Source organism: Streptomyces griseiscabiei (genome assembly GCF_020010925.1).
Classification (GTDB): domain Bacteria; phylum Actinomycetota; class Actinomycetes; order Streptomycetales; family Streptomycetaceae; genus Streptomyces; species Streptomyces griseiscabiei.
The window spans coordinates 1,416,019-1,441,306 of the sequence record NZ_JAGJBZ010000002.1 but is presented as its reverse complement, the minus strand read 5'-3'; the positions used below and the strand labels follow the sequence as shown (position 1 = coordinate 1,441,306).

20 protein-coding genes are annotated in these 25,288 nt (G+C 73.2%); 9 read left to right on the top strand and 11 right to left on the bottom strand.

Annotated elements, in window-relative coordinates; all coding sequences use genetic code 11:
- Positions 1-85: 85 nt before the first annotated feature.
- Positions 86-1,081 (bottom strand): ArsR/SmtB family transcription factor, encoded by a 996-nt coding sequence (locus J8M51_RS23785; protein WP_086759926.1) that lies wholly within the window; start codon positions 1,079-1,081, stop codon positions 86-88.
- 125 nt (positions 1,082-1,206) lie between these two features.
- Here J8M51_RS23785 and J8M51_RS23780 point away from each other — a divergent pair, with 125 nt between their 5' ends.
- Entirely contained in the window at positions 1,207-2,694 is a 1,488-nt protein-coding gene (locus tag J8M51_RS23780; protein ID WP_267299453.1) for an MFS transporter, read from the top strand.
- Between the two features lie 30 nt (positions 2,695-2,724).
- Here J8M51_RS23780 and J8M51_RS23775 read toward each other — a convergent pair whose 3' ends face one another.
- The 4 genes from J8M51_RS23775 to J8M51_RS23760 all read right to left on the bottom strand — a co-directional run bounded on the left by J8M51_RS23775 (position 2,725) and on the right by J8M51_RS23760 (position 7,466).
- The gene (locus tag J8M51_RS23775) at positions 2,725-3,408 is read right to left on the bottom strand and encodes a class I SAM-dependent methyltransferase (RefSeq protein ID WP_086758419.1); all 684 of its coding nucleotides are present in this window, start codon (positions 3,406-3,408) and stop codon (positions 2,725-2,727) included.
- A complete protein-coding gene (locus tag J8M51_RS23770; protein ID WP_086758420.1) occupies positions 3,405-4,559 on the bottom strand; it encodes a cytochrome P450 in 1,155 nt (384 codons plus the stop codon). Before J8M51_RS23770 ends, J8M51_RS23775 begins: the two co-directional genes overlap by 4 nt.
- Before the next feature lie 430 nt (positions 4,560-4,989).
- Complete coding sequence (locus J8M51_RS23765; protein WP_086758422.1) at positions 4,990-5,982, bottom strand: aspartyl/asparaginyl beta-hydroxylase domain-containing protein; 993 nt, start codon at positions 5,980-5,982, stop codon at positions 4,990-4,992.
- Positions 5,983-6,197: 215 nt separating this feature from the next.
- Positions 6,198-7,466 (bottom strand): hypothetical protein, encoded by a 1,269-nt coding sequence (locus tag J8M51_RS23760; protein ID WP_086758423.1) that lies wholly within the window; start codon positions 7,464-7,466, stop codon positions 6,198-6,200.
- A 262-nt stretch (positions 7,467-7,728) separates the two neighbouring features.
- Between J8M51_RS23760 and J8M51_RS23755 the strand changes: the two genes are divergently transcribed.
- The 3 genes from J8M51_RS23755 (at position 7,729) to J8M51_RS23745 (ending at position 13,700) form a co-directional block, all read left to right on the top strand.
- Positions 7,729-10,710 (top strand): AfsR/SARP family transcriptional regulator, encoded by a 2,982-nt coding sequence (locus J8M51_RS23755; protein WP_086758424.1) that lies wholly within the window; start codon positions 7,729-7,731, stop codon positions 10,708-10,710.
- Positions 10,707-12,635 carry an AfsR/SARP family transcriptional regulator gene (locus tag J8M51_RS23750; protein WP_267299452.1) on the top strand — a complete coding sequence of 643 codons (1,929 nt, stop codon included), beginning with the start codon at positions 10,707-10,709 and terminating at the stop codon, positions 12,633-12,635. The genes J8M51_RS23755 and J8M51_RS23750 overlap by 4 nt, the downstream gene beginning before the upstream one ends.
- A gap of 132 nt (positions 12,636-12,767) precedes the next feature.
- The gene (locus J8M51_RS23745; protein WP_216869733.1) at positions 12,768-13,700 is read left to right on the top strand and encodes a helix-turn-helix domain-containing protein; all 933 of its coding nucleotides are present in this window, start codon (positions 12,768-12,770) and stop codon (positions 13,698-13,700) included.
- Here the strand turns inward: J8M51_RS23745 and J8M51_RS23740 are convergent.
- Positions 13,675-14,337 carry a hydrolase gene (locus J8M51_RS23740; RefSeq protein WP_216590210.1) on the bottom strand — a complete coding sequence of 221 codons (663 nt, stop codon included), beginning with the start codon at positions 14,335-14,337 and terminating at the stop codon, positions 13,675-13,677. The two genes, J8M51_RS23745 and J8M51_RS23740, sit on opposite strands and share 26 nt — an antisense overlap.
- 234 nt (positions 14,338-14,571) lie before the next feature.
- On the opposite strand from J8M51_RS23740, the gene J8M51_RS23735 reads away from it, so the two are divergent.
- The 3 genes from J8M51_RS23735 to J8M51_RS23725 all read left to right on the top strand — a co-directional run bounded on the left by J8M51_RS23735 (position 14,572) and on the right by J8M51_RS23725 (position 18,108).
- Positions 14,572-15,543 (top strand): alpha/beta hydrolase, encoded by a 972-nt coding sequence (locus tag J8M51_RS23735; protein WP_216590211.1) that lies wholly within the window; start codon positions 14,572-14,574, stop codon positions 15,541-15,543.
- 254 nt (positions 15,544-15,797) lie between these two features.
- Positions 15,798-16,520 (top strand): alpha/beta fold hydrolase, encoded by a 723-nt coding sequence (locus tag J8M51_RS23730; RefSeq protein WP_267299451.1) that lies wholly within the window; start codon positions 15,798-15,800, stop codon positions 16,518-16,520.
- A 157-nt stretch (positions 16,521-16,677) separates the two neighbouring features.
- Positions 16,678-18,108: an FAD-dependent monooxygenase family protein gene (locus J8M51_RS23725; RefSeq protein ID WP_267299450.1), complete on the top strand. Its 1,431-nt coding sequence runs from the start codon at positions 16,678-16,680 to the stop codon at positions 18,106-18,108.
- A gap of 65 nt (positions 18,109-18,173) precedes the next feature.
- On the opposite strand, the gene J8M51_RS23720 is transcribed toward J8M51_RS23725, so the two are convergent.
- The 5 genes from J8M51_RS23720 to J8M51_RS23700 form a co-directional block, all read right to left on the bottom strand.
- Positions 18,174-19,418, bottom strand: a complete 1,245-nt coding sequence (locus J8M51_RS23720; RefSeq protein WP_267299449.1) for an MAB_1171c family putative transporter — start codon at positions 19,416-19,418, stop codon at positions 18,174-18,176.
- Between the two features lie 133 nt (positions 19,419-19,551).
- Complete coding sequence (gene msrB / locus J8M51_RS23715) at positions 19,552-19,959, bottom strand: peptide-methionine (R)-S-oxide reductase MsrB (RefSeq protein ID WP_086757636.1); 408 nt, start codon at positions 19,957-19,959, stop codon at positions 19,552-19,554.
- A gap of 47 nt (positions 19,960-20,006) precedes the next feature.
- On the bottom strand, positions 20,007-21,392 hold the full coding sequence (gene murC / locus J8M51_RS23710) for a UDP-N-acetylmuramate--L-alanine ligase (protein ID WP_086757635.1): 1,386 nt from the start codon (positions 21,390-21,392) through the stop codon (positions 20,007-20,009).
- A gap of 198 nt (positions 21,393-21,590) precedes the next feature.
- Positions 21,591-22,046, bottom strand: coding sequence for an indole-3-glycerol phosphate synthase (locus J8M51_RS23705; protein WP_086757638.1), 456 nt, complete (start codon positions 22,044-22,046; stop codon positions 21,591-21,593).
- Positions 22,047-22,167: 121 nt separating this feature from the next.
- On the bottom strand, positions 22,168-22,992 hold the full coding sequence (locus J8M51_RS23700) for a pyrimidine reductase family protein (protein WP_086757633.1): 825 nt from the start codon (positions 22,990-22,992) through the stop codon (positions 22,168-22,170).
- A gap of 37 nt (positions 22,993-23,029) precedes the next feature.
- Between J8M51_RS23700 and zapE the strand changes: the two genes are divergently transcribed.
- Together zapE and J8M51_RS23690 are read left to right on the top strand one after the other, a co-directional pair.
- Positions 23,030-24,139, top strand: coding sequence for a cell division protein ZapE (gene zapE / locus J8M51_RS23695; protein ID WP_086757631.1), 1,110 nt, complete (start codon positions 23,030-23,032; stop codon positions 24,137-24,139).
- A gap of 561 nt (positions 24,140-24,700) precedes the next feature.
- A complete protein-coding gene (locus tag J8M51_RS23690) occupies positions 24,701-25,279 on the top strand; it encodes a carbonic anhydrase (RefSeq protein WP_086757627.1) in 579 nt (192 codons plus the stop codon).
- Positions 25,280-25,288: the final 9 nt, after the last annotated feature.

The following is a 25,288-nucleotide window of genomic DNA, read 5'->3' as shown; positions in this document are numbered from 1 at the left end:
CGGGGCGGGGAGGACCCTGCGGGGGCGGCCTGCGGCCCATGGGGGCGCGTGTATCGGCTGGAGCGCCTGACGGCCGGGGCGTGTGTCAGCCGGAGAGGGCGAGGCCCAGGGCGGTGCGCTCGTGATAGGTGAAACGTCCCACCCGGTAGCTGGTGACGAGGCCCGCCGCACGCAGTGCGGAGATGTGCCCGGAGACGGTGGCGGGGCTCGTGCCGTGCAGCCGGGCCAGGGTGCTGGTGGGTGTGGGCCGGTCGAGGCCGCTGAGGATACGGGCGCGGGTACGGCCGATGAGGTGGGCCAGCGCTCCGCCGCCCCCGGGCTCCGCGGCGGGGCGGGCGAGGCTCCAGAGGTCGCCGATGCCGCGCGCGGGGTAGACGACGGTGGGCTGCCAGGGCGGCTCGGCGACGACGGTCAGGGCCGGCCAGACGAACACGCTCGGCAGCAGGAGCAGGCCCCGCCCGCCCAGCCGCCGGACGACGCGGTGCGGGGTGTCGATCACCAGGCGGTGGTCGTCGTGCCGGCGCACGGAGGGGTGCAGTTCGTCGAGGACGTACTGGAAGCCGCCGGTGGCGACCTGTCGGGTGCGCAGGGCGATGTCGGCGTGCAGCAGATCGCGCAGTTGTGGCCACTGCGGGGCGACGAGGCGGTCCCAGCACAGTCGGACGAGTGCGCCGAGTTCGGCCACCGTGCGGGCGGGGTCGGCGAGGAGGCGGTCGGCGAGCGCCCGGTCCGGCGGGCTGCCGCGCTCGGGACCGCGCAGACAGCGGCGCAGTTCCTCGGCGACCTGGGCGAGGGGGGTCGCCGCCACCTGGGCCAGTTCGTCGTCGAAGGCGGCCAGGGGGCCGGAGGGCGGCGGAGTGAGGAAGTCGGGGGTGTAGCCGGTGTGCGGCAGCAGGGCGAGCAGCGGGGCGAGGGTCGCGTCGTCGACGAGCGGACGTACCCGCCGCACCCAGGGGAGGTGGTACGCCTGACGGCGCGGGTCGGCCAGGGTGCGGACCGCGGCCACGGTCTCCCAGAGCGGGGAGAGCGCGAAGCGGCAGCGCAGCAGATCGCCCGTCTCCACCAGTAGCTGTACGGCCATGCGGCCCGGCCTCCTCCTGGGTTCGCGCTGGTTCCCGCCCGGGCCGCCCGGCTCGCTCGCCGGGCGGATTCGAGTATGTCCGAAGCGATTGAGCGGCGGCACGGCGTCACGCGAAGCTGCGGCCCATGTCGCAGCAGAACTCCCCTTCACCTCGCGCGCCTCGTGCCGGTCGCGCCGACGATCCGGCGGTCGGGGGGCCGTCGGGCACGGCCGAGGAACGGCGGGGCCCGGAGCCGTCGGGCACGGCCGGGGCAGCCACGGCCCGCACGCCCGTCCCGCCTGCCCCGCCCGCCCCATCCGCCCCGTCCGCCCCGTCCGTCCCGTCCGGCCGGGTCCCGACGACGGCACCGTCCGCCTCCTCCGCCCCGGTCGCCCAGGTCACCCCGGTCGCCGTCGAGGTGTCGACCTATCGGGAGATCCTCGCCGTCGCCGAGTTCCGGGTGATGTTCCTGGCGCAGATCGTCGCCACGCTCGGCAACGCGACCGCCCAGATCACGCTCTCGGTACTGGTGTACGAGAGAACCGGGTCCCCCCTGCTGTCCTCCCTGACCTTCGCGCTCGGTTTCGCCCCCTATCTCTTCGGGGCCACTCTCCTGTCGGCGGTCGCCGACCGGCACCCCACCCGCGATGTGCTCGTGGTCTGCCAGACCGTCAGCTGCGGGGTGGTCGGTCTCATGGCCGTGCCGTCGGCCCCGATCCCTCTGCTTCTGCTGTTGCTGCTGGTCCTCGGGACCGTGGCCCCGGTCTTCCAGGGGGCGCGCGCGGCGAGCCTGCCCGATCTGCTGTCGGGCGCGGGCTACGTCCTCGGACGCTCCCTGCTGCGGCTGGTGTCGCAGAGCACCCAGATCATCGGCTTCGCGGCGGGCGGTCTGCTGCTGATCGCCCTGACTCCCGCGCAGGCACTGCTCCTGGCCTCGGCGGGCTTCGGGATCGCGGCCCTGCTGCTCAGGTTCGGCACCCGCCGGCTGCCGGCCCGGCAGGAGCACGACCGCTCGTCGGTGGCGCGTTCCTCGCTGCGGGGTGTACGACAGGTGCTCGCCACCCCCGGACTGCGCCCTCTGCTGCTGCTCACCTGGCTGCCGCCGACCCTCGTCGTGGCACCGGAGGCGCTCGCCGCGCCGTACGCCGACCAGTTGGGCGGCGGCTCCGGCGCGATCGGACTGCTGTTGTGCGCCGCGCCGGCGGGGTCGGTGCTGGGCGAGATCCTCGCGGGGACCCTGCTGCCGCCCGGCGCGCGCGTCCGGCTGGTGCTGCCGCTCGGCTGTCTGATGTTCGTACCGCTGCTGTTCTTCGTCCTCGCTCCCGGCCTGGTGGCGGCGACACTGCTGCTGCTGGTGTGCGGGTTCGGGTTCACCTACGCGATGGGCCTGGATCAGCGTGTACTCGACGCCACGCCCGAGGAGTTGCGGGGCCGGGCGCTGACCCTCACGATGGCGGGCCTGATGATCGGTCAGGGCGTCGGCTTCGCCGCCGCCGGGGCCGCCGCCGAGTTCCTCCCGGCCCATGTCGTGGTCGCGGCGGCCGGTGCGCTGGGCCTGGTGAGCGTCCTGGTGTGCGGCGCACGCGCGCCTCGCGGGGACGCGTCGGAGCAGCGGGCGGGTGCCGAGGGCTGAGTCCGGGCGCTCGCGGGGCCGGCGTCCGGCTCAGCCCGGTCGCAGCAGGGCCCACTCCCGGTCCTCGTCGAGCCAGCGGTGCAGGGGGAGGCCGGATTCGGCGGCGAGTTTCTCGATGGTCTCGTCGGAGTGGACGAGGTCGGTCCAGGAATGCGTCCAGGTCGTGCCCCGATGACGGCATTCCTGGGCGGCGTGCAGGACACCGTCGTCGAGCCGGGCCTCGGTGACGGTGACGGAGAACTCGCCGGACCGGTGTTCCCCGCCGGGCCGCAGCGAGGCGGCCCACCGCGGAGCGGTCCGCTGGACGAGGACGACGCCGTCGTCCGCGACGTGCCGTCGGCAGGTGGCGAGGAAGGCGTCCCGCTGGCCGGGCACGATGGTGTTGACCAGATAGCCGGCGAGGACCACCGCGGGGAAGCGGCGCCCGAGGTCGAGTCCCTCGATGTCGGCGTGGACGGGGGTGGCGTCCCGTACCGAGGCGAGCATGTCGGCGCTCTGGTCGACGGCGACCACGGGGTGTCCGAGGCCGACGAGCGCGTGGGTGATCCGGCCCGCGCCGCAGCCGAGTTCGAGGACGGCGGCGCCCGGCGGAAGGGCGGCGTGGATGAGCGCCGGCTCGCGCCCCGGCGGGAACACCCGGTAGAGGCCGACGGGACTGCCGTCCGGCGCCACGGGGCCGCCGTCGGAGGAGGTTCCGGTGCCGAGCGGGCTCATCCGGCGCCTCCGCTCACCGGCAGTCGGCGCAGACCGCGCAGTGTGGCGTGCCGCCAGTGGACCGGCTCACCGGTCTGCCGTAGCCGTGGGGTGTGGCGCAGCAGCGCGTCGAGGGCCACGGAGCAGGTCAGCCGGGCCAGCGAGGCGCCCACACAGGCGTGCGCGCCCCGGCCGAAGCCCAGGTTGTGCTCGGCGGCGCGGGTCAGGTCGAGCTCGTCGGGGCGCGGGAACCGCTCCGGGTCGCGGTTCGCCGCGGCGATCAGCAGGATGACGTCGCTGCCCTTGTCCAGGCGGTTGCCGCCCAGCTCCACCTCCTCGGCGCAGACCCGGGCGACGGCCTGGACGGGTCCGGAGTGGCGCAGCAGTTCCTTGATCGCGCGCTCGGTCACTCCGCTGGCCCGGAGTTCGGACCAGGCGGTGGGTGAGCGGAGCAGCGACAGCACGGAGGCCGCGATGAAGCGGCTCGTGGGCGCGTATCCGGCATGCAGCATCGCGCGCAGCGTGTTCAGGATCATGTCGCGCGAGATGGTCCGGTCCGCCTCCGCACGCCGCAGTTCGGCGAGCAGACCGCGGTCCGGTCGCCTGTCGAGCCAGCCGGAGATCTCCGCGCCGAGCGCGTCCCTGGCGCGGGTGCCGGGTGCGGCGGCCTCCGGGGTGAGGCCGGAGTCCATGGCGGCGACGATCGCCTCCGACCAGGCGACGATGTTCTTCTCGTCGGCGTCCGGGACCCCGAAGAGTTCGGCGACCGCGGCGAAGGACAGCGGGGCGGTGAAGGCCTCGATCAGCTCGAACTCCGGCTGGACGGCGAGCTTTTCGAGGAGGTCGTCGGCCAGCCGCTCCAGTCGCGCCCGCATCGCGGTGAGGTCCTGCCGCCGGTAGGCGTCCATGAGCACCCGGTGCACGGCCCCGTGCTCGGGCGGGTCCAGGGTCTGGATGCTGAGCAGGTTGTCCGGGATCTCGATACCGGCCCGGCGCCAGTCGGAGGAGAAGAGGTCGGTGCGGTGCAGGGCGAAGAGGCAGTCGTCGTACCCGCTCACCACCCAGGCGCTCAACGGCGCGTACCAGTGCACCGGTTCGGCCGACCGGAGCCGGTGGTACATGGGGTGCGGATCGTCGATGGTCGTGTCGTCCAGCGGCCGGAACAGGTCCATCCTCGGTTCTTCTCCCGCGAGTCGGTGGGGCAGGGTCGGGCTGGAGCGCAGGCGGTACCGGGGCCGGTGGCGGCCCGGTGCGGGGCCGCCACCTCGGGACGCGGGTGGAACCGCGCGGCGTTCGCCGGGCGGTCCCCCGCGTCCCTCCGGAATCAGTGCAGGTAGCGCATGGTTCCTCCTCGGTGGTCGACGGTGTGGGTCAGGGCCGGGGTTCAGTGCAGGTAGCGCATGGTCCACCTCCTTGACGCCGGTGTCCGGGCAGGCGCGGGCCGCCTCCTGGCGGATGACGGGAAGGGCCCGCGAACTCAGGGGCGCGCCGGGCTACGACAGGGCTGCCGGGCCGGGCGGTGGTGCGCGTACGAGGCCGGGCCGGGCGGTGGTGCCGGTACGAGGGCGGACCGGGCGGAGCCGAGGCCACGGTCCGCCCGGGTCACGCCAGGGCTGCGGGCCGGGCCGGGCGCTCGACACTCTGCCGGTGCCGGCCGCGCCGGGAGAAGAGCACGACGCGGGGGTGGTCGCCCGCGAGGCCCAGGTACAGACCCCGCTCCTCTATCCAGCCCTGGAGCAGGAATTCACCGCCGCCGACATGGACCAGGCCGAAGCGCGGCCCGTCGGCCAGGTCCAGCACCAGTCGCCCGTCCTCGGCGACGATCCGGGCGTCCAGGTCGGGTTCCGCGTGCTCGGCGACCGGCTCGTCCAGCCGCAGAAAGCTCGGCGGCAGCGTCAGCGCGCACTGGAAGTCGGTCAACTCGAAGGTCCGCAAAGGCACTTCGGGGCGGGCGAAGGCCACATCGCTGAGCGGGACCCGCCGTTGGAAGTCCTCGGGGAACAGATCGAGCAGTGCGGGGGTGACCGCGCAGTCGACCACGAGGTGGACCCGTGCGCGGTCACCGGTGTTGACCACGCTGTGCGGGCGCCCGAAGTCGCCGTACCAGAGACTGCCCGGCCGCCAGCGGTGCTCCTTGCCGTCGATCCGCAGCACGGCACCGGGGTTGGTGCGGATCGGCACATGGAGCCGGACGAAGCCGTAGAGGAGCCCGGTGGGCGTGTCCCGGTGCTCGGGGACCTCCACACCCGGGGCCAGCGACATCAGCCGGGCGCAGCGCAGGGGCGTCGGGAGCGAGTCGAGCACCTCGGCCAGATGCGGTGCGCGCGCCAGCAGCGGGGTGTCGGCGAAGCCGTCGGTGCCGGGCCCTCCGGGATCGGTGCGGGCGGGGTCGCCCGCCGGACTGCGCAGGGGCAGGCACCGCCAGTCGATCTCGGCCTCGTCGGTCAGCTCTCCCCCGTCGACGACCGTGCGCTGGGCTCCCCAGGCACGCTCGTCCAGTATGTCCAGGTCTCTTCGGAGGGGCTCGGGATCGAACGAACGTCGCAGCACCGCCGCTTCGGGGAGATCATCGATGCCGTCCCTCGTCCGCGTCACAAACCCTCCCACTACGTCCCCACCCGGCCCACCGGAGGCACCGGACCCGTCTGACCCGAGCATCCGCGAGATACGTGACACCTGCAAGCATTCAGGCTACTTGCCCTTTCCGGGCGATTCGGTTAACACGCGCACGAGACACCGAAATTGACCGAAAACGGTCGGATGGGCGCGCCCGGGAGCGGGTGCCGGGCGCGCCCCGCGACGGGGCCCGGTCAGCAGATGGTCTGGGCGCTGTTGACCAGGCGGTTGTTGCGGAAGGTGGTGTTCTCGCCGCAGGGACTCTCCCGGATCGACGAGTTGGTGACCGTCAGGTTCTGTACGGTGATGTCGCGGTTGTTGGCGAACTCCGTGCGCGCGGCGAGGCGGATCTCGCCACCGCCGGAGACCGTGCCGCTCTGGGCGGCCAGGTTCACGTTGTAGCAGTTCTCGATCAGGATCGCGTTGTTGCCGGTGTTGGTGAGGTTGATCCGGTCGATGACCGCGCCACCGCTCTCGGAGACACAGAAGACCCCGCGTCCGCCGCCGCGCGCGATCACCTCGCCGACCCGGATGTTGGTCGGGTACGAACTACCCACCCGGCCATTGCGGTTGGCCATCCGGAAGGCCGCGTAGCCGGTGCCCGCGCCCGCGCCGTCCGCGTCGACCTTGGTGACGGTGGCGTTGATCGTCTGGTTGAGCAGCAGCCCGGACTCACCGACGTTGCGGGCGGTCACCGTGCCCACGGTGAGCCCGTCGACGCCGTACGTCTCGACCGCGTGGCTGCTCGCGCCGGACACGTAGACGTTGTCGATCCGTACGTTGCGCGTCCACTGGCTGGTGTCGCCCCGGTTGTCGATCCGCACACCGAGACCGCGCGAGAGGCGCATGTCGAGCCGGCCGAGGACGACGTTCTGGACGTTGCGCAGGAAGATCCCGTACAGCGGGGTGCCGGTGAGGTTGAGGTGCTGGACCTCGATGTCGCGGGTGCCCCGGGAGTAGACGGGCGCCTGGTCGCCGGAGCCCGTGCCGGTGACGTCGATCGTGCCGCACACGTCGAGCACGGTGTAGCTGGGCAGCGAGACCCGGGAGCCGGCACCGATGGAGCCCGAGCCGCGCACGACGACGCGCTCCTTCGAAGTCCGGCCGGAGGTGAGGCTGTTGACGGCGGCCTGCATCGCGGCGCGCATGTCGGTACCGGTGTACGTCACGCTGCCGCCGCGCCGGGCCGTCCAGGTGCCGCCGCTGAGCACGGCCTCCGCCTGGTACGCGCCCTCGCCGCACGCCGCCGCGACCGCGGCCTCGGCGGCGACCGGAGCCACGGCGGCGACCGGGGTCGCGGCGAGTTTCCGGGCCGGGGCCGGGGCCGGGTTCGCGGGCGCGGTCAGCGCGGCGGCGGCGGTGAGCAGCGCGGTCGCACAGGCCGCGGTGAGGAGGGCGCGGGTGCGGGTGCGGCTGGTGGTGGGGGCTGTGTCGGTGGGCCGGGCTGCGGCTCTGCGTCCCATGTCGGCTTCTCCTGTGGGGGTTTCGGTGCGCCTGCCATACGGTCCCGCCGTGTCGAACGCGATTCGACCGGGTCGTCCGCGGTCCGCGGGCCGCGGCGGGCCGCGAGTGTGGCAAGCGCTTTCCACGGGAGTCAAGGGCCGGGCGGGACCATCCTCCGTTCCCTCACGGACGGGGACTGTGCGTAACTCTGGGTAACTCGGGGAATCACGTATGGTCATGGGCGGGGGAAAGATACGAGATACGAGATATCAGGAGGGCCAATTGGCGCTGGAGCCGGTGCGGTTCGCGGTTCTGGGGTCGGTCCGGGTGGAGCGGACGGGGGCGGAACCGGCGTGGGGGCGCCCTCAGGAACGGGCGCTGCTGGCGCTGTTGCTGGTACGGGCCGGGCAGCCGGTGGCGGTGAGCGAGATCGTCGACGTGCTGTGGGGACGGCTGTCGCCGGACAGCGCCGTCAATGTGATCAGGCGTCATATCGGCTCCCTGCGGCGGATGTTGGAGCCGGGCCTGCCCAACCGTGCCACCGGCCGCTGGCTGATACGGGACGCGGGCGGCTACCGGCTCCTCGTCGACGCCGACTCCCTGGATCTGCTGCGGTTCCGCCGGCTGCGGGACGAGGCGCACCGGGTCCGTGGCGACACCGAGGGGTCGGCGACGCGGGTGGTGGAGCTGCTCACCGAGGCGCTGGGGCTGTGGCGGGGCCCGGTCGGGGCGGGGCTGCCCGAGGAGCTGCGGGAGCGCGCCGGGTTCGCGGCGGTCGACCGGGAACGGGCGTCGGCCGCACGGGAGGCGGCCGACGCGGCACTGCGGGCCGGCCTCCCCGCCGCCGTACTGCCCCCGCTCCGGGAGGCGGTCGCCGACGCCCCGCTGGACGAACCCCTGCTGGCCCGGCTCGTCCGTGTCCTGGCCGCCACCGGGCGCGAGACCGAGGCGCTCCACACCTTCCGCGCGGCCCGCGAGCGGCTCGCCGACGAGCTGGGCATCGATCCGGGTCCGGAGCTCCGGGACGCGCATCGACGGGTCCGGCGTGAGGGTGCGGGGCGCGAGGGTGTGCCGGGCGCCACCGGCACCGGTTCACCGGAGGCCCCGGCGCCCGAAGCCGATGCCGAAGCCGAGGCCGAGGCCGCGGTACCCGAGGCCGAGGGCGTGACCGTGGCCGAGGGCGAGACCGTCGGCGCCCCGACTCCACCGTCACGGGCTCCGACCGCCGTACCCGCCCAACTCCCCCACGATCTCCCGACGTTCACCGGACGCCGCGCCGAGCTGGAGCAGGTGCTGGCCCTCCTGACCGACAGCGACGGCGGCGCCGACGTGGACGCCGGCACCGGCACCGTCGTGATCAGTGCCATCGGCGGCATGGCCGGAATCGGCAAGACGACGCTCGCCGTGCACTGGGCGCACCGGGTCGCGGACCGGTTCCCGGACGGGCAGCTCTACGTCAATCTGCGGGGGTTCGCGCCCTCGGGCGCGGTCATGGAGTCCGGTGAGGCGGTGCGTGTCTTCCTGGACGCGCTGGGCGTACCGCCCGAGCGGGTCCCGCACGGGGTGGACGCGCAGGCGGCGCTGTACCGCAGCCTGTTGGCGGGACGGCGGTTCCTGGTGCTGCTGGACAACGCGCGCGACACCGAGCAGGTACGGCCGCTGCTGCCGGGCACACCCGGCTGTCTCACCATCGTGACCAGCCGCGACCAGTTGGCGGGCCTGGTGTCCTCGCACGGCGCGCACACCCTCGCGTTGCGTCCGCTGGACACCGCGCAGGCGCGGGCGTTCCTCGAACGCCGGCTGGGTGCCGGGCGGCTCACCGGGGAGGCGCGGGCGGTGACGGAGATCGCGGCGCTGTGCGGCGGGCTGCCCCTGGCGCTGGCCTGTGTCGCGGCACGCGCCGCGGCGCACCCGGGCTTCCCGCTGTCGGCGATCGCGGCGGAGCTGCGCGCCGCGCACGGCAGCCTGGACGCGTTCAGCCGGACGGACCCGTCCGCGAACGTCGGCGCGGTGTTCTCCTGGTCGCTGGGGGCCCTGTCGCCCTCGGCGGCCCACCTCTTCCCGCTGCTCGCACTGCATCCGGGCCCGGACTTCTCGGTGGCGGCGACGGCCGCGCTCACCGGGCTGCCCGCACGCCGGGCACGGCGGCTCCTCGCCGAGCTGGCCGACGTCCATCTGCTGGGCGAGCCCGCCCCCGGCCGGTACGCGCTGCACGACCTGCTGCGCGCCCACGCCGCCGAACTCCTGGAGGAGCGACGCCCGGAGGACGAGCGCGAGGCGGCCACCGAGCGGCTGTACGCGTACTACGTGCACACCGCGCACGCCGCCGAGCCCCTCCTCGCCCCGCACGCGGACCCGCTGCCGCCGGACCCGGCCCCGGCCGGCGTCCAGGCCGAACCGCTCGCCGGCCACGAAGAGGCGCTCACCTGGCTGACCGCCGAGTATCCGGTACTGCTCGCCGTCGTCGGGGCGGCGGCCCGGTCCGGCCGCGACCGGGTGGCGGGCGCGCTCGCCTGGTCGCTGGAACCGTTCTTCGACCGGCGGGGCCACTGGCACGACTGGGCGACGGTCCAGCGGATCGCCCTCGACGCGGCGCTGCGGACGGCCGATCCCGGGTGGGAGGCCAGGGGGCTGCGGGCGCTGGCGCGGGCGGAGAGCCGGCTCGGGCTGCACGGCACGGCCCGCCCCCGCCTCGACCGCGCGCTGGCGCTCTTCGCCGAGCTGGGCGACGACATCGGGCGGGCCGACACCCATCGCAGCCTCGGCTGGACCCGCGACCAGGAGGGGGATCTGCCCGGCGCGCTGCGCCACAACCGGCTGGCCATGGAACTGTTCCGCTCCGGTGGCCGCCGGGCCGCGTACGCCAGTGTCCTCAACTCCGTCGGCTGGTACCACACCCTGCTCGGCGAGCACCGCGAGGCGCTGCGGCACTGCCACGAGGCGCTGACCCTGCTCCAGGACCTCGGCGACCGCTACGGCGAGGCCGCCACCTGGCACACCCTCGCCTACGCCCACCACCACCTGGGCCGCCATCCGAACGCGCTCGTCGGCTACGGCCACGCCCTCGCCCTCTACCGGGAACTGGGCGTGCCGTATCTGGAGGCCTGCACCCTGGTCCACATCGGCGACACGCACGAGGCGATGAGCGACCACGCCACCGCCCACGAGGTCCGTCAGCAGGCGCTCACCCTCCTCATCACCCTCGGCCATCCCGACGCCGACCAGGTACGGGCCCAGCTCGACGCGACCGGGCGATACGGGTGACTCGGGGGACGCGGTTCGAGGTGCTGGGACCGCTGCGGGTGTGTCTGGACGGGCGGGAGCCGGATCTCGGGTTCCCGCAACAGCGGGCCCTGCTCGCGTTGTTGGTGGTGCGGGCCGGGCGGCCGGTGCCGTCGGACGAGATCGTCGACGTACTGTGGCCCGACCGGGCGCCGGCCAGTGCGCGCAACGTGGTGCGCCGTTACGCCGGTTCGCTGCGGCGGCTGCTCGAACCCGGGCTGCCGCCCCGGGCCCCCGGCCGGCGGCTGCTGCGGCGCGCCGGGGGTTATCTGCTGGAGGCGGACGAGGACGAGGTCGATCTGCTGCGGTTCCGCGCGCTCACCAAGCGGGGCATGCGGGCGGCGGCCACCGGGCGGTCCGAGGCCGCGTCGGCGCACTTCCTGGACGCGTTGAACGAGTGGCGCGGTCCGGTGGCCATGGGGGTCCCCGCCGTGGCACGGGAGCACGCCGTCTTCACGGCGGTGGAACGGGAGTTGGTGCACACGACCCGGATGGCCGCCGACGCGGCCCTCCTCCGCGGCGGCTCCGAGCGGTTGCTGCCCCGGCTGCGCCAGGCCCTCGAACTCGACCCCCTGAACGAGTCCTTGCACGCCGCCCTCGTCATGGCCCTCGCCTCGTCCGGCCTCCAGGCCGAGGCCCTCGCCGCCTACACGCGCGTACGACGGCTCCTGGCCGAGGAACTGGCGGTCGCCCCCGGCCCGGAACTGACCGAGGCCCACACCCGCGTCCTCCGCCAGGAATGGACCACCCTCACCCCGGCGCGCCCCACGGCCCCCCACCCCGAGGACACGCCGACACCGGGCACACACCCGCCACGTTCGGAGGATGCACGGGGTTCCGGTACGCGTCGGCCCCGCCCCGCGACGGCCGACAGCGCAACCGACGCCGGCCCCGGACCGGGCAATGGCCACGGCCCGGCCCCCGACTCCGACTCCCTCCCCGCCCAACTCCCGCCCAGCCCGCCCGAGTTCGTCGGCCGACAACCCGAGGTCGCCCGGCTGTCGGAGATCACGGACGCGGCGGCATCGGCACCCGTCTCCGTGCTGATCTGCGGCATGCCCGGCGTCGGGAAGACCGCGCTCGCGTCGCACTGGGCGCGCCGGGTGGCCGGGCGCTTCCCCGACGGTCGACTACGCGTGGGGCTACGGGGGTTCGACCCCGTCCGGGCTCCGCTGACCCCGGCGGAGGCGCTGCGGGAGTTGCTCGTCGCGCTCGGGGTGCCTCCGGCGCGGATGCCGGACCGGACGGACTCCCTCGCCGGGCTGTACCGCAGCCTGGTGGCCGACCGGAGGCTGCTGGTCGTGCTGGACGACGCGGCCGACACCGAGCAGGTACGACCGCTGCTGCCCGCGTCGCCCGGCTGTCTGACCCTGGTCACCAGTCGTCGCGGGCTGTCCGGCCTGATCGCCGCGGGCACCCACCCCCTGCATCTGGACCCGCCCTCGACGGCCGACGCACGGGCGGTGCTCGCGGCCCACACCGGCCCCGCCCGACCGGCCGCGGAGCCCGAGGCGGCCGACGAGATCGTCATGCGGTGCGGTCGCCTCCCCCTCGCCCTGACCCTCGTCGCGGCCCGTGCCACCGCCCACCCGGGCGTCCCCCTCGCAGCCCTCGCGGCCGAACTCCGGCGCCCCTCACACCTCCTCGCCGGACTCCGTACCGCCTTCGCCCTCTCCTACCGTCGCCTCCCACCCGAACACACGCGGCTCTTGCGGAAGTTGACCCTGCACCCGGGCCCGGACCTGACCCCGGACACGGCCGCGGCCCTGCTCGGCCTCCCGGTCCGGCGCTCCCGGCGACTGCTCGACGACCTCGCCGACGCCCACCTCGTCATCGAGCACGCGCCCGGCCGCTACACCCAGCACGAGCTCCTGCGCGCCTTCGCCACCGAGCCGCCCGAGACCTGAGCGCCGCTCCCCCCTGCACCACCTCGCCACGCCCGCCGACACTTCACCGTCACTCTTTTTTCACATCTCCCTTCCTACGCTCCGGGTGAAGTGACTGACGGTGTGCTCGAACGGCCGTGGAGGCAGCGACAGATGACCAGGTCCAGTTTCAGGTCCGGGTCCAGATCCGACACCGGCGCGGCGGGAGTGGCGGGACTCCGCGTCTCCGTGCTCGACCTGGGCCCCGGGTTCGACGGGACGGCCGCGGAGCTGCCCGGGGGCGGGCGGCCCGGGCCGGACGCGTACCGGCTGACCGCGCGGACCGGCGGCGCGTATCTGCTGGTGGGCGTCGGCGGCACCGGCGTTCCGCCCACCGACCGGCTCCCCGATGTCTCCCTCCAGCCCGGGGACATCTGTTTCTACGACGCGAACCACCCACCGCGGCTGGACCTCCCCACCCACGGCCGGCTGAAGGTCTTCCTCGTCCCGCGCGAGGAGCTGGGACTGGAGGACGCCGATCTGCGCCGCGTCGTCACCACCCCGGTCGCCCGGTCCTCCCGGCTGGGGTCACTGCTGTCGCCGTTCCTGTCCGAACTGGCCGACACGGCGGTCTCGGCCGCGCCCCTGGTCGGCGAGATGCTCGCCCGCAACGCCGTGAACCTGCTGGCCACCCTCGCCACCGAGCAGCTGGGGCGGACCGTGACGGGCACACCGGGCGGCCGGTCACCGCTGGTGGCGCGGATGCTGCGGTTCATCGACCAGCATCTGGCCGACGCGGACCTGTCACCCGAGGTGATCGCGGGCGCCCATCACATCTCGGTCCGCTATCTGCACAAGCTCTTCCAGGACGAGGGCACGACCGTGGGCCGCTGGATCCAGCGACGCCGTCTGGAGGAGTGCCGTCGCGACCTCGTCCTGGGCGTCCGCAACCGCCGCACCATCGCCTCGGTCGCCGGCCGCTGGGGCTTCCTGAGCGCGACCCACTTCAGCCGGGTGTTCCGGGCGGCGTACGGCATGTCACCGAGCGAGTGGCGGGACGCGGCGGGGCGGACGCGGACGCTCAGCCCGCCGCGTGCTCCCCGATGACTGCCTGCGCGTAGACGATCCCGAGGCCGTAGGCGCCGCCGTGCTCCTTGACCACCTCGATGGTCGGCCCGTACGTCTCCGTACGCGCCCAGTCGCGCTGGAACTCCAGCAGCACCTGCACCCAGGTCACCGGTACGGCACCGGCCTGGATCATCCGCTGCACGGCGTGCTCGTGTGCCTGCGGGCTGACACCGCCGGACGCGTCGGTGACGACGTAGACCTCATAGCCCTGGGCGAGCGCGGACAGGGCGGGCAGGACGACACAGACCTCCGTCCACAGACCCGCGATGACCAGCTTCTTCCGTCCTGTGGCCTTCACCGCCTCGACGAAGGCGATGTCCTCCCAGGCGTTCATGGTCGTACGGTCGACCGCACCACGGCCGGGGAACACGTCCGCGAGCTGCGGCAGGAGCGGGCCGGAGAAGTCCTCGGCGGCCACCGTGCTGAGGACCACCGGTACGTCGAAGACCCTGGCGGCCTTGGCCAGACCCACGGTCGCGTTGATGATCGCGGTGCGGTCACCGCTGCCGGTGCCGAAGAACATCTGCGGCTGATGGTCCACGAACAGGACCGCGCAGTTGTCGGGGGTGAGCAGATCGGGTCCGGGGGTCGCGGTGACCTCGTCGATGTCGACCATGGGGGGTGCCTTTCGCTTCCATCCGATACGGAACGCGTCGAAGCTATGAGGGCCGGCCCCCTGCCCCTGTCCCGGTGGCGCACCGCGTTCGTCCTCACAGCGCACTGGGGACCGGCGCTCCGCACGCCGTGCGCTCCCGGACCGGATCCGGTGCGCTGACGGACGATTCCCCGGGGTGCCGCGGTTCTAGCGTGCTGACCGGAGTACCGCACCGCACCCCATCGGGAGAACCACATGTCCAACGCCTCCGAACCGACCCCTCCGGTCCTGGAACCGGCCGCCGCCGCCTTCGCGGAGGCCACGGCCAACCCGCCCTTCCTCTTCGAACTGCCGCCCGCGGAGGGCCGGAAGGCGGTCGACGAGGTGCAGTCCGGCGAGATCGAGAAGCCGGACGTCGACGAGGAGTGGATCACCGTCTCGGGCGGCCCGACGGGCAGTGTGCGGGCGCGGATCGTACGGCCCGCGGGTGCCGGGGGCGTGCTGCCGGTCGTTCTCTACATCCACGGCGCGGGCTGGGTGTTCGGCAACGCGCACACCCATGACCGGCTGGTGCGCGAGCTGGCCGTCGGCGCGAACGCCGCCGTGGTCTTCCCGGAGTACGACCTCTCCCCCGAGGCCCGTTACCCCGTCGCCATCGAGCAGAACTACGCGGTCGCCAAGTGGGTCGTCGAGCAGGGCGCGTCCAAGGACCTGGACGGGTCCCGGCTGGCCGTCGCCGGTGACTCGGTCGGCGGCAACATGACCGCGGCGCTGACCCTGATGGCCAAACAGCGCGGTGACGTCCCGCTGGTCCAGCAGGTGCTGTTCTACCCGGTGACCGACGCGAGCTTCGACACCGGTTCGTACCGGCAGTTCGCCACCGGCTACTTCCTGCGCCGTGACGGCATGGAGTGGTTCTGGGACCAGTACACGACCGACGAGGCCGAGCGCGCCCAGATCACCGCGTCACCGCTGCGCGCGAGCGTCGAGCAGCTCGAAGGCCTGCCTCCGGCCCTGGTCGTCACGGGCGAGGCCGACGTCCTGCGCGACGAGGGCGAGGCGTACGCCAACAAGCTGCGCGAGGCGGGAGTACCGGTGACCGCCGTCCGCTTCCAGGGCGTCATCCACGACTTCGTCATGCTCAACGCCCTACGCGGAACACACGCCGCCGAAGCCGCCCTCACCCTCGCCACGACCACCCTGCACAACGCCCTGCACAGCACCTGAGCCCCGTCAGGGGCGCGGGGAACTGCGCGCCCAGCCCCCACCGAACGGACGCCTGGGGGTCATAGGGGCGCAGCCCCTTGAGGATGGGACGGGTAGGGGCGGCGGGGGCGATGAATCCGATGAATCCCCACCACGCCCCACCCGGCCACGCCCGCACGCCCGCACGCCCCGACAACGACCCACCCGGCACACCCGGCGCACCAGGCGCACCAGGCGCACCAGGCGCACCAAGCGCCCCAGAAGGAGAACCCACCTTGTCCCCCACCCCGACCCCCACCGTCCTGCTCGTGCACGGCGCCTTCGCGGACTCGTCCAGCTGGACCGGCGTCATCGAGGAACTGCGCGGCCAGGACATCCCCGTCCGCGCCCTGCCGAACCCGCTGCGCGGCCTTGCCTCCGACGCCGCGTACATCGCCTCGGCGGCGGCCCAGACCGAGGGCCCGGTCGTCCTCGTCGGCCACTCCTACGGCGGCGCGGTCATCACGGTGGCCGGCGCCGCCGAGAACGTCGTCGGCCTGGTCTACGTGGCCGCGTACGTCCCCGAACAGGGCGAGAACCTGGGCGAGTTGCAGGGCCGCTTCCCGCTCGCCCCGCTCGTCGCCAACCTCGACGAGTGGACGTACCCCGTCGAGGGCGCCGCCCCCGGCACAGAGGTCACGATCCGGCAGGACGCCTTCCCCGGCATCTTCGCCGCCGACGTCCCGGCCGAGGTCACCCGGATCCTCGCCCTCTCGCAACGCCCGCTGTCCGCCTCCGTGTTCACCGAGCCGGCCGCGACCGCCGCCTGGCGGAGCAAGCCGTCCTGGGCCGTCGTCGCCGACGCCGACGAGGCCATCAACCCCGACGTCCAGCGCTTCGGCGCCAAGCGCGCCGGCGCCACCGTCACCGAGATCGAGGGCGCCTCCCACGCGGTGGCGGTCTCCCGTCCTAAGGAGGTCGCGGCGGTGATCCGCGACGCGGTCCGCGCGACGGGCTGACGATCCGACGACCCGCACCCGCCGGCGTGGCCTGTCTCTCCGCGATCGCCTCACACTCCGTCAACTGTCCTTGTGCGGAACCCGGTTGCCCTGATCTTCTAGGGCGACCGGACCGACGGAGGTCCGGTGGAGGATTCCATCGACCGCAGGGGGACCCATGCCGCGTACCGCGGTCGTCATCGGCGCGAGCATGGCCGGCATGCTCGCCGCCGCGGCCCTGGCCCGGTCCGTCGACGAGGTGATCGTCCTGGAACGCGACGCGCTCCCGGACGCACCCGGCCCCCGCAAGGGCCTCCCGCAGGGCCGCCACGCCCACATCCTGCTGCCCAGCGGCCGTGCCGCCATCGAGGAGCTGGTGCCCGGCGGCGGGGTGCGCGAACGGCTGCTGGCGGCGGGCGCCCGGGAGCGCGGCCTCACCTCCGGCCTGGTGACACTGGGCCCGCAGGGCTGGTACCGGCGCTCACGCCACCACGACACCCATCCGCTGCTGATCGCCAGCCGCGACCTGATGGACTGGACCGTCCGCGACGCCGTCCTCACCGCCACCCCGCGCGTCAGGATCCGCCATGCCTCGGCCACCGGCCTCCACGGCACCGCCGAACGCGTCACCGGCGTCCGCATCACACAGACCGGAACCGCAACCGGCACCGCAGCCGCAACAGCGACCGGCCCCGTCGAGATCCTCCCCGCGGACCTGATCGTCGACGCGAGCGGTCGCGGCACCCGTGTCGAGCACTGGCTCGCGGACCTCGGCATCACCGGCGTCCGCAAGGACGTGGTCGACGCCGGCGTGGTCTACGCGACCCGCGTCTACCGCGTCCCGGAGGGCGCCGCGGACTTCCCGCCGACGAACGTCACGGCGGACCCGGCGGGCGGGCGGCCCGGCCGGGCCGGTCTCGTCCTCCCGATCGAGGGCGGTCGCTGGCTGGTCAGCCTCAGCGGCACCCGGGGCGGCGAACCCACCGCCGCCCCCGACGACTTCGTCCCCTTCGCCCGAGGTCTGCGCCACCCCCTCGTCGGCCGGCTGATCGCCGGCGCCGAGCCGCTGACGGACGTCACGCTCAGCCGCAGCACCCGCAACGAACGCCGCTGGTTCGAGAAGTCCGAGCGCTGGCCCGAGGGTCTGGTGGTGCTCGGGGACGCCGTCGCCACATACAACCCGGTCTACGGCCAGGGCATGTCGGTGGCGGCGCTCGGCGCGCGTGAGCTGGGCCAAGAGCTGGAGCGGACCGGCGTCGGCGCGCCCGGCCTGGCGCGTCGGGCCCAGCGGGCCGCCGCGCAGGTCGTGAACGCGGCGTGGAGTCTGTCCGTCGGCCAGGACCAGTGGTTCCCCGGCGTCCGCGGCAAGTCCCCCACGCTCGCCGACCGGCTGTTCTCCGCCTACGTCGGCCGGATGTCCCGCGTGGCGACCGGCTCGTACCGCGTCTCGGCCGCCATGTGCGAGGTGACCACCCTCCAGAAGGACGCCCTGCGCCTCCTCCACCCCGCCCTGCTCCTCCCCACGGCCCTGGGCCCGGTCCTCCCACCCCTGTCGGGCCCGCCCCTCACCCCTGAGGAACGGACCGTCCTGAGCAGCCTCAGGCCCTGAAAGGGGCGCGGGGAACTGCGCGAGAACCCCCACCGGCCCGCGCCCGACGACGAACTCACCATCACCTACCGACTCGCCGCCTTCACCGCCCGCTCCACCACCCCCGCCCGCACCGCCCGCGACATCCGGATCAACGACGGCTGCCCGATGTCCAGACGCTGCCCTTGATCCGCGGGGACCAAGGCGTCCCCACCTCCTCCGAGCCCCACGATCGCGTCCAGCGCGGCACGGTCGAGCACCCCCTGATCAAGCACCCCCTGATCGAGCCCCCCGGCACGCCCCCGCGGGCCGGCGAGCGCGGCGACGGCCACCATCGCCGCGTCCCCGATCGCCTCGGCCTCGCCGACGCTGGAGCCGAGGGCGAGCGCCTGCCGGTAGGCCCGCTCGCGCACAGACTCGTCGAAGTGCACGGAGACGTCCCGCAGGCCGTCCCGGATGGCCGTCGTCCGGTGGGTCAGCCGGAGCTCGACGTCACCGAGGGACCGCCAGGACAGCAGGACGTGGTGCCGGTTCCGGCCGTCGTTCCCGGAGCCGACAAGCCGGAAGAGCGGCCCGAGCCGCAGGAAGGCGAGAAGACTGTCGATACGCGGCCCGAACAGCGGCAGCACATAACCGGCCGAGGTCAGGGCCGCGCCCGCGGTGACCAGCATCGGGGCCAGCCGGGTGCTCAGCGGATCCCAGTGGTGCCCGCTCCAGCGGCCGACGAGGGCGGCCGTCTTCAGCACGCCGTACGCGCTGGTGCACAGCCATCCGAGGGCGAGCACGGCCAGCGCCCGCCGCGTCCAGCCGCTGATCTGGAAGGTCCAGCGGCAGCACAGGACCGTGGTGGTGAAGGCCGCCACCATGTGGGCCGCCAGATAGAGGACGATCATCTCGCGGATGTACGGGGTGCCCGCGTAGTAGGTGTCGAAATCGGCCACGCGCTCGACGGGGGCGTCCCCGAGGACGAAGAGCACGGTCTGCGCCACGATGATCACGGCGTAGGCGAGCAGCCAGCGGCGGGAGACCCGCCGCAGCCGGGCGGGGTCGCCCGCTCCGCGCCAGTGCACGATCAGCACGAGGGAGGCGGCGGAGAACGCGTTCACGGCCCCGTAGATGACGCACGCTGCGGCGTTGGGCACGCCGACGGTCCGGTTGATCAGACCGACGGAGGGCGGGGCACCGAGGGCGAAGCAGAGCCCGGCGAGGAAGACCACCGTGCAGAGCGCGCGTTTCAGCGGGTCGTGCCGGTCGCGCCACAGGCCGGGCAGCTGCACGGCGGTGCCGGTCCACAGGACGGCGGCCGCCAGAAAGTAGACCAGTCCGTTCACGTCAGGCCCCCGGGCTCTGTCCGAGAAACCTCTCGCGTCAACACCCTTCACACAGTAGTCACACAGTCAACCCGGCGACGGACGACCACTGGTGAAGGGAGTCACCTCACAACCGGCCTGCTCCCGACGGCACTCAGCTCTCGTCGGCGGCCAGCGTCAGCGAGATGCTGTTGATGCAGTACCGCTGGTCGGTCGGGGTGGCGTACCCCTCGCCCTCGAAGACGTGCCCGAGGTGCGAGCCGCAGCGGGCGCACCGCACCTCGGTGCGGACCATGCCGTGCGACCGGTCGGAGAGCAGCTCCACGGCGTCGCTGTCCTTCGGGTCGTAGAAGGACGGCCAGCCGCAGTGCGACTCGAACTTCGTGTCGGAGGTGAAGAGTTCGGCGCCGCAGGCGCGACACGAGTAGACGCCCTTGGTCTTGGTGTCGGTGTACTCACCGACGAACGCGGGCTCCGTGCCCGCCTGCCGCAGCACGGCGTACTCGGCCGGTGTCAGCTCCGCGCGCCACTGCTCGTCCGGCTTCTCGACGTCGTACGACATGAGCCTCAGCCCCTCACTCCACTCGACCCAGCCGAAGTCACCTGAACTCAGCTGGACAGACGGTCCAGGATCAGCGGGCCCAGGTCCGTCACATCACCCGCGCCCATGGTGAGAACGAGATCACCGGGCTTCGCCATTCCCGCGACCGCGTCCGGCACCTCGGCCTTGTCGTGCAGGGCGGTGACGTCGGCGCCCGCGGTGCGCGCCGCGTCGATGATCAGCTCGCTCGTCACCCCCGGGATCGGGTCTTCACGGGCCGGGTAGATGTCGAGGACGACCGAGGCGTCCGCGAGGGCCAGGGACTGCCCCATCTCGGTGCCCAGCTCCTGGGTGCGGGAGAACAGGTGCGGCTGGAAGACCACCAGGATGCGCGCGTCCCCGGCGGCGGCCCGCATGGCCTCCAGGTCGGCGGTCATCTCGGTGGGGTGGTGCGCGTAGGAGTCGATCACCTGGACGCCCCGCGCCTCGCCCTTGAGCTGGAGGCGCCGCTTCACACCGGTGTACGCCGCCAGCGCGGGCGCCAGCTCCGCCGCCGGCACCCCGAGCGCGACCCCGGCCGCGAGCGCGGCGACGGCGTTGTGGGCGTAGTGCCGCCCGGGCACGGACACCGTGAAGACGATCTCCTGCCCGTCGAGCAGGACGGTGACCTCGCTCTTCAGCCCCTGCGGCACGACCGACAGCACCCGTACGTCGGCGTCCTCGCGCTCGCCGTACGTCACCACGCGCACCCCGGACAGCCGCGAGGTCAGCTCCCGCGCGCCCTCGTGGTCGGCGGAGATCACCAGTGTGCCGCCGGGCACGATCTTCCCCGCGAACGTCTCGAAGGACTCGTAGATCTCGTCCATGGAGGCGTAGTTGGCGTGGTGGTCCAGCTCCACGTTGAGGACGATCGCGACCTCGGGCGCGTACTTGTGGAAGCTGCGGTCGCTCTCGTCCGCCTCGGCGACGAAGATCTCCCCGTCCCCGTGCAAGGCGTTCGAGCCGGGTACGTCGAGGTCGCCGCCGATGGCGTACGAGGGCGTCAGCCCCAGCTCACCGAGCGAGACCGCCAGCATGGACGTCGTCGTGGTCTTGCCGTGGGTGCCGGCGACGGCGATCGGCCGCAGTCCGTCCATCAGCCGGGCGAGCGCGTCCGACCGGTGGACGACCGGAATCCCCAGTTCGGCGGCGCGGGCCAGCTCGGGGTTGTCGGCCCGGATCGCCGAGGACACGACCACACAGCTCGCGTCGTCCGCGAGATGCTCCGCCGCGTGCCCGATGTGCACCGTGGCCCCCAGCGCCCGCAGGGCCTCGGCCGTCTCCGACTCCTTGGCGTCGCTCCCGGCGACCTTCGCCCCGCGCTGCGCCAGGATCTTGGCGATCCCGGACATCCCGGCCCCACCGATCCCGATGAAATGCGGCCGGTCCATGGCGGAAGGCAGTCCGGGAGCCATGCGTGTTCTCCAAGCGACGGTACGAAGACGATCCACGCCCCACAGCAGGCGCGCCCCCAGCCTAGTAGCTACGGACTCCGGGCCCTTTGCGGCCATGGGCCAGGGGCCGCGCCCCTCCAGGGGCGCGGGGAACTGCGCGACAAGCCACGACGCACCCGCACCCGACGAAGCACAGCACCCCCTACGGCGCCCAGTCCCTCAAGCCCGACTGTGCGAGAACAGCTTCAACACCGGCACCCCGACCTTGTGCCGGGCCCGCGACGCCCAGTCCCGGTGGAAGAACTCCTCCACGTAGTGCGGATCGGTCAGCACCAGCACCTCATCGGCCGAGACCTCCTCCACCAGCGACTTCAGCGCGTCCAGCGGGTGATCCTCGATCAACCGCCCCTCCGCCGGACTCCCCGCCGCCCGCAGCGCCTGCAACGACACCTCCAGCGCCCGCTCCCCCGCGTCGAGCGCCTGCTCCCCCTCCGGCGTCTCCCTCTCCCGCGCCGCCTCGTCCAGCTCCCCGAGGGCGAGGTCGTCGATGGCCCGCAGCAGCCGGTCGGCCTGATTCCCGCGCGGCTGGAGCAGCACATGGAAGGAGGCCCGTTCGTCGCCGTGCAGGGTCGTGACGAACTCCACGTCCGCGGACGTCAGAGCCTTCTCGATCATCAATACGCTCGTGAACGACACCACAGGCGCCCTTCTCCTCGGAGGGCCCCGCGGGCCCTCACTCCTCAGGGTTCTAGTGTGCCCAGCGAAAGCTAAACGGAACGGTAGATTCCGCCCGCTTTCACGTACGACGGTAACGACCGAACAGGTACCCGGCCTCCGCCAGCAGCGAGGCCAGCGCGAAGCGTTTGGGCACCGGCACGGAGGGGCCCCCGGCGATCCGCTGGGCGTCCCCCGCCGTGAGCATCGGCGACAGGGTCAGACACAGCTCGTCGAGGACGTCGGCGGCGATCAGCTGGCCCAGCAGCCGGGGCCCGCCCTCGCTGAGCAGCCGGGTCAGCCCCAGGTCGGCGAGGCCCCGTACGGCCCGCGCGGGGTCGACGCCCATGCCGTCCCCGGCGACCACCACCCGGACGCCCGCCTTCTCGGCGGTGGCGACCCGGTCGGGGGCGGCGGCGGCCCCGGTGAGCAGGATCGTCGGGGTCAGGGGCGAGGTGAACAGCGGCAGCGAGAAGTCGAGGTCGAGGCTCGCGCTGACCACGGCGACGGCGGGCGCGGGCGTCTGTCCGGCCGCCCGGCGCGCCTCGGCGAACGCCTCACGCGCGCGTGCCGGGCGGTATCCCTCCTGGCGTACCGTTTCCGCGCCGACGATCACCACATCCGCGAGCCCCCGGAGCGTGCCGAAGATCCGCATGTCGGCCTCGCTGGAGATCGGCTGCGAACGCCCGTCGTGCTGGGCGGCGCCGTCGAGCGTGGACACCATGTTGGCCCGCAGCCACGGCTCCCGCCCGCCGGGCCCCGGCTCGGGATAGGCGTACGCCGCCGCCAGCTCGTCGAGCCCCCACTCCCGGTCGACGAGATCCGGCCCGCCGGCCGCATCCGCACCACCGGTCGCTTCCGGTGTCCGGGCCGCTGTCTCTTCGGTCACAGGGAACAGGCGTCGCATGTCGTGCAGTGTGGCACGGCCCTTAGACTCGGTAACCGTGTCGTCGTCCTCAGCCACCGTGTCCGGAATCGGTCCGATACCCGAAGCGGCCCCCTCGTCCCTGTGCGCCCGCGAGCCCCATGTCCCCGCGGACCGGCTCGTCGCCGAGATGGTGCCACCGCCCCGCTTCGACTCGGTCCGTTTCACCACGTACGTCCCGGACCCGAACCAGCCCAGCCAGACCGAGGCCGTCCGCGTCCTGAGCGGCTTCGCGGCGGGCCTCGGCGGGGCGCACGCGACCGGCGCCGGCAAGCGCGGCCTCCTCGGCGCCCTCGGCTTCGGGAGGGCGAAGGCGAGCAAGGCCCCGGCCGGCCCGCGCGGCGTCTATCTGGACGGCGGTTACGGCGTCGGCAAGACCCACCTCCTCGCCTCCCTCTGGCACGCCACCCCGGCCGAGCCCTCCCTCAAGGCGTTCGGCACCTTCGTGGAGCTGACGAACCTGGTCGGCGCCCTCGGCTTCCAGAAGACGGTCCAGACGCTCTCCGGTCACCGTCTGCTCTGCATCGACGAGTTCGAGCTGGACGACCCGGGCGACACCGTCCTGGTCTCCACCCTCCTGGGCAAGCTCGTCGACGCGGGCGTGGCCCTGGCCGCCACGTCGAACACGCTGCCGGGCAAGCTCGGTGAGGGCCGGTTCGCGTCGGCCGACTTCCTGCGGGAGATCCAGGGCCTGTCGGCGCGCTTCCGCTCCCTGCGCATCGACGGCGAGGACTACCGCCACCGCGGTCTGCCCGAGGCCCCGGCGCCGTACTCCGACGAGGTGGTCACCAAGGCGGCGTACGCCACGGAGGGCGCCTCGCTCGACGACTTCCCGCATCTGCTGGACCACCTCGCGCGCGTGCACCCCAGCCGGTACGGCGCGCTCACGGACGGCCTGAAGGCGGTCTGTCTGACCGATGTGCAACCGGTCCCGGACCAGTCGACGGCGCTGCGGCTCGTGGTGCTCGCCGACCGGCTGTACGACCGGGAGGTGCCCGTGCTCGCCTCGGGGCTGCCCTTCGACAGCCTGTTCAGCGAGGAGATGCTGAACGGCGGCTACCGCAAGAAGTACTTCCGCGCCATCTCCCGCCTCACGGCTCTCGCGCGCGACGCCGGACGGCTCGTCTAACAGCCCCGAACGGCCCAGGTCAAGGTGGGTTTCCGGCCACCCCTCCTGCTCTTTTCAGGCTCTCTTCAGCTCGCAACGTTAAGTTAACCCTGCAAACAACTTTGCAGGGTTAACGTGTTTCTTGACCAGTGGTTGACCAGCAGTTGACCAAGTCGAGCAGGTGTCGTCGCGTGGGAGACACCGAGAACTGGCAGCGAGGAGGCTCATGTTGCGCAGCACGCCAACCGCTGTCGGCGCTTCGTCACGGATCACCATCCCGTTCGTCCACATGTTCTTCACTCCCACGGCTCTCTTCGCATTCGCGCACACGTCTGGTCACGTCATGGCCAAAGCCGAGCCCGGAAACAGGCCCGCGTATCCGCCGCTGGGGGAGAACCCGGCGAGCGCGAGCCGACCCGAACGGCCCTCGACCCCGCACCACGGGAGATCGAGATCCCGCACGGCCCCCACCCCGGCCGTGCCGCAGGCCTTCCGCCGCTGAGCCGCGGAGCGCCTGTCCCCCCACATCTGTCGTGCAAGCCCGACGCGCCATCGAGGCGCGCCAGGAGGAGTCACCACATCATGCAGCCCCTCATCGACAACGCCCGTACGTTCGGACAGCGCCCTGAGGAGTTCGCCAGGCTGGCCGAAGGCCAGTCCCCGGAAGTCCTGTTCATCACCTGCTCCGACTCACGGGTCGTCCCGGCCCTGATCACGGGCGCCCGCCCCGGCGAGCTGTTCGAACTGCGCACCGCCGGCAACATCGTCCCGCCGTACGCCCCCGACCGCCCCACCGGTGAGACGGCCACCATCGAGTACGCCGTGGAGGTCCTCGGCGTCACCGACATCGTGGTCTGCGGACACTCGCACTGCGGCGCCGTCGGCGCCCTGGTGCGCGGCGACGACCTGGACGCCGTACCGGCCGTACGCGACTGGCTGACCCACGCGACGCCCCGCCCGGAAGGGGCGGTGGAGGATCCGACGGTCGCCGACGGCGTCCAGAACCACGTCCTCAGCCAGTTGCTGCGGCTGCGCTCCTACCCGTGCGTGGAGAAGCGCCTCGCGGACGGCCGGCTGCGGCTGCGCGGCTGGTACTACGAGGTCCACACCGGTGCCGTGCGCGAACACCGCGCGGCCACCGACGCGTTCGAGACCCTGTGAGCGGCGGCC

Excerpts from the sequence above, each read along its gene's own strand:
- J8M51_RS23785 (WP_086759926.1), bottom strand. The coding sequence starts at position 1,081 with ATGGCCGTACAGCTACTGGTGGAGACGGGCGATCTGCTGCGCTGCCGC.
- J8M51_RS23780 (WP_267299453.1), top strand. The coding sequence starts at position 1,207 with ATGTCGCAGCAGAACTCCCCTTCACCTCGCGCGCCTCGTGCCGGTCGC.
- J8M51_RS23775 (WP_086758419.1), bottom strand. The coding sequence starts at position 3,408 with ATGAGCCCGCTCGGCACCGGAACCTCCTCCGACGGCGGCCCCGTGGCG.
- J8M51_RS23770 (WP_086758420.1), bottom strand. The coding sequence starts at position 4,559 with ATGGACCTGTTCCGGCCGCTGGACGACACGACCATCGACGATCCGCAC.
- J8M51_RS23760 (WP_086758423.1), bottom strand. The coding sequence starts at position 7,466 with ATGGGACGCAGAGCCGCAGCCCGGCCCACCGACACAGCCCCCACCACC.
- J8M51_RS23745 (WP_216869733.1), top strand. The coding sequence starts at position 12,768 with ATGACCAGGTCCAGTTTCAGGTCCGGGTCCAGATCCGACACCGGCGCG.
- J8M51_RS23740 (WP_216590210.1), bottom strand. The coding sequence starts at position 14,337 with ATGGTCGACATCGACGAGGTCACCGCGACCCCCGGACCCGATCTGCTC.
- J8M51_RS23735 (WP_216590211.1), top strand. The coding sequence starts at position 14,572 with ATGTCCAACGCCTCCGAACCGACCCCTCCGGTCCTGGAACCGGCCGCC.
- J8M51_RS23725 (WP_267299450.1), top strand. The coding sequence starts at position 16,678 with ATGCCGCGTACCGCGGTCGTCATCGGCGCGAGCATGGCCGGCATGCTC.
- msrB (WP_086757636.1), bottom strand. The coding sequence starts at position 19,959 with ATGTCGTACGACGTCGAGAAGCCGGACGAGCAGTGGCGCGCGGAGCTG.
- murC (WP_086757635.1), bottom strand. The coding sequence starts at position 21,392 with ATGGCTCCCGGACTGCCTTCCGCCATGGACCGGCCGCATTTCATCGGG.
- J8M51_RS23705 (WP_086757638.1), bottom strand. The coding sequence starts at position 22,046 with ATGATCGAGAAGGCTCTGACGTCCGCGGACGTGGAGTTCGTCACGACC.
- J8M51_RS23700 (WP_086757633.1), bottom strand. The coding sequence starts at position 22,992 with ATGCGACGCCTGTTCCCTGTGACCGAAGAGACAGCGGCCCGGACACCG.
- J8M51_RS23690 (WP_086757627.1), top strand. The coding sequence starts at position 24,701 with ATGCAGCCCCTCATCGACAACGCCCGTACGTTCGGACAGCGCCCTGAG.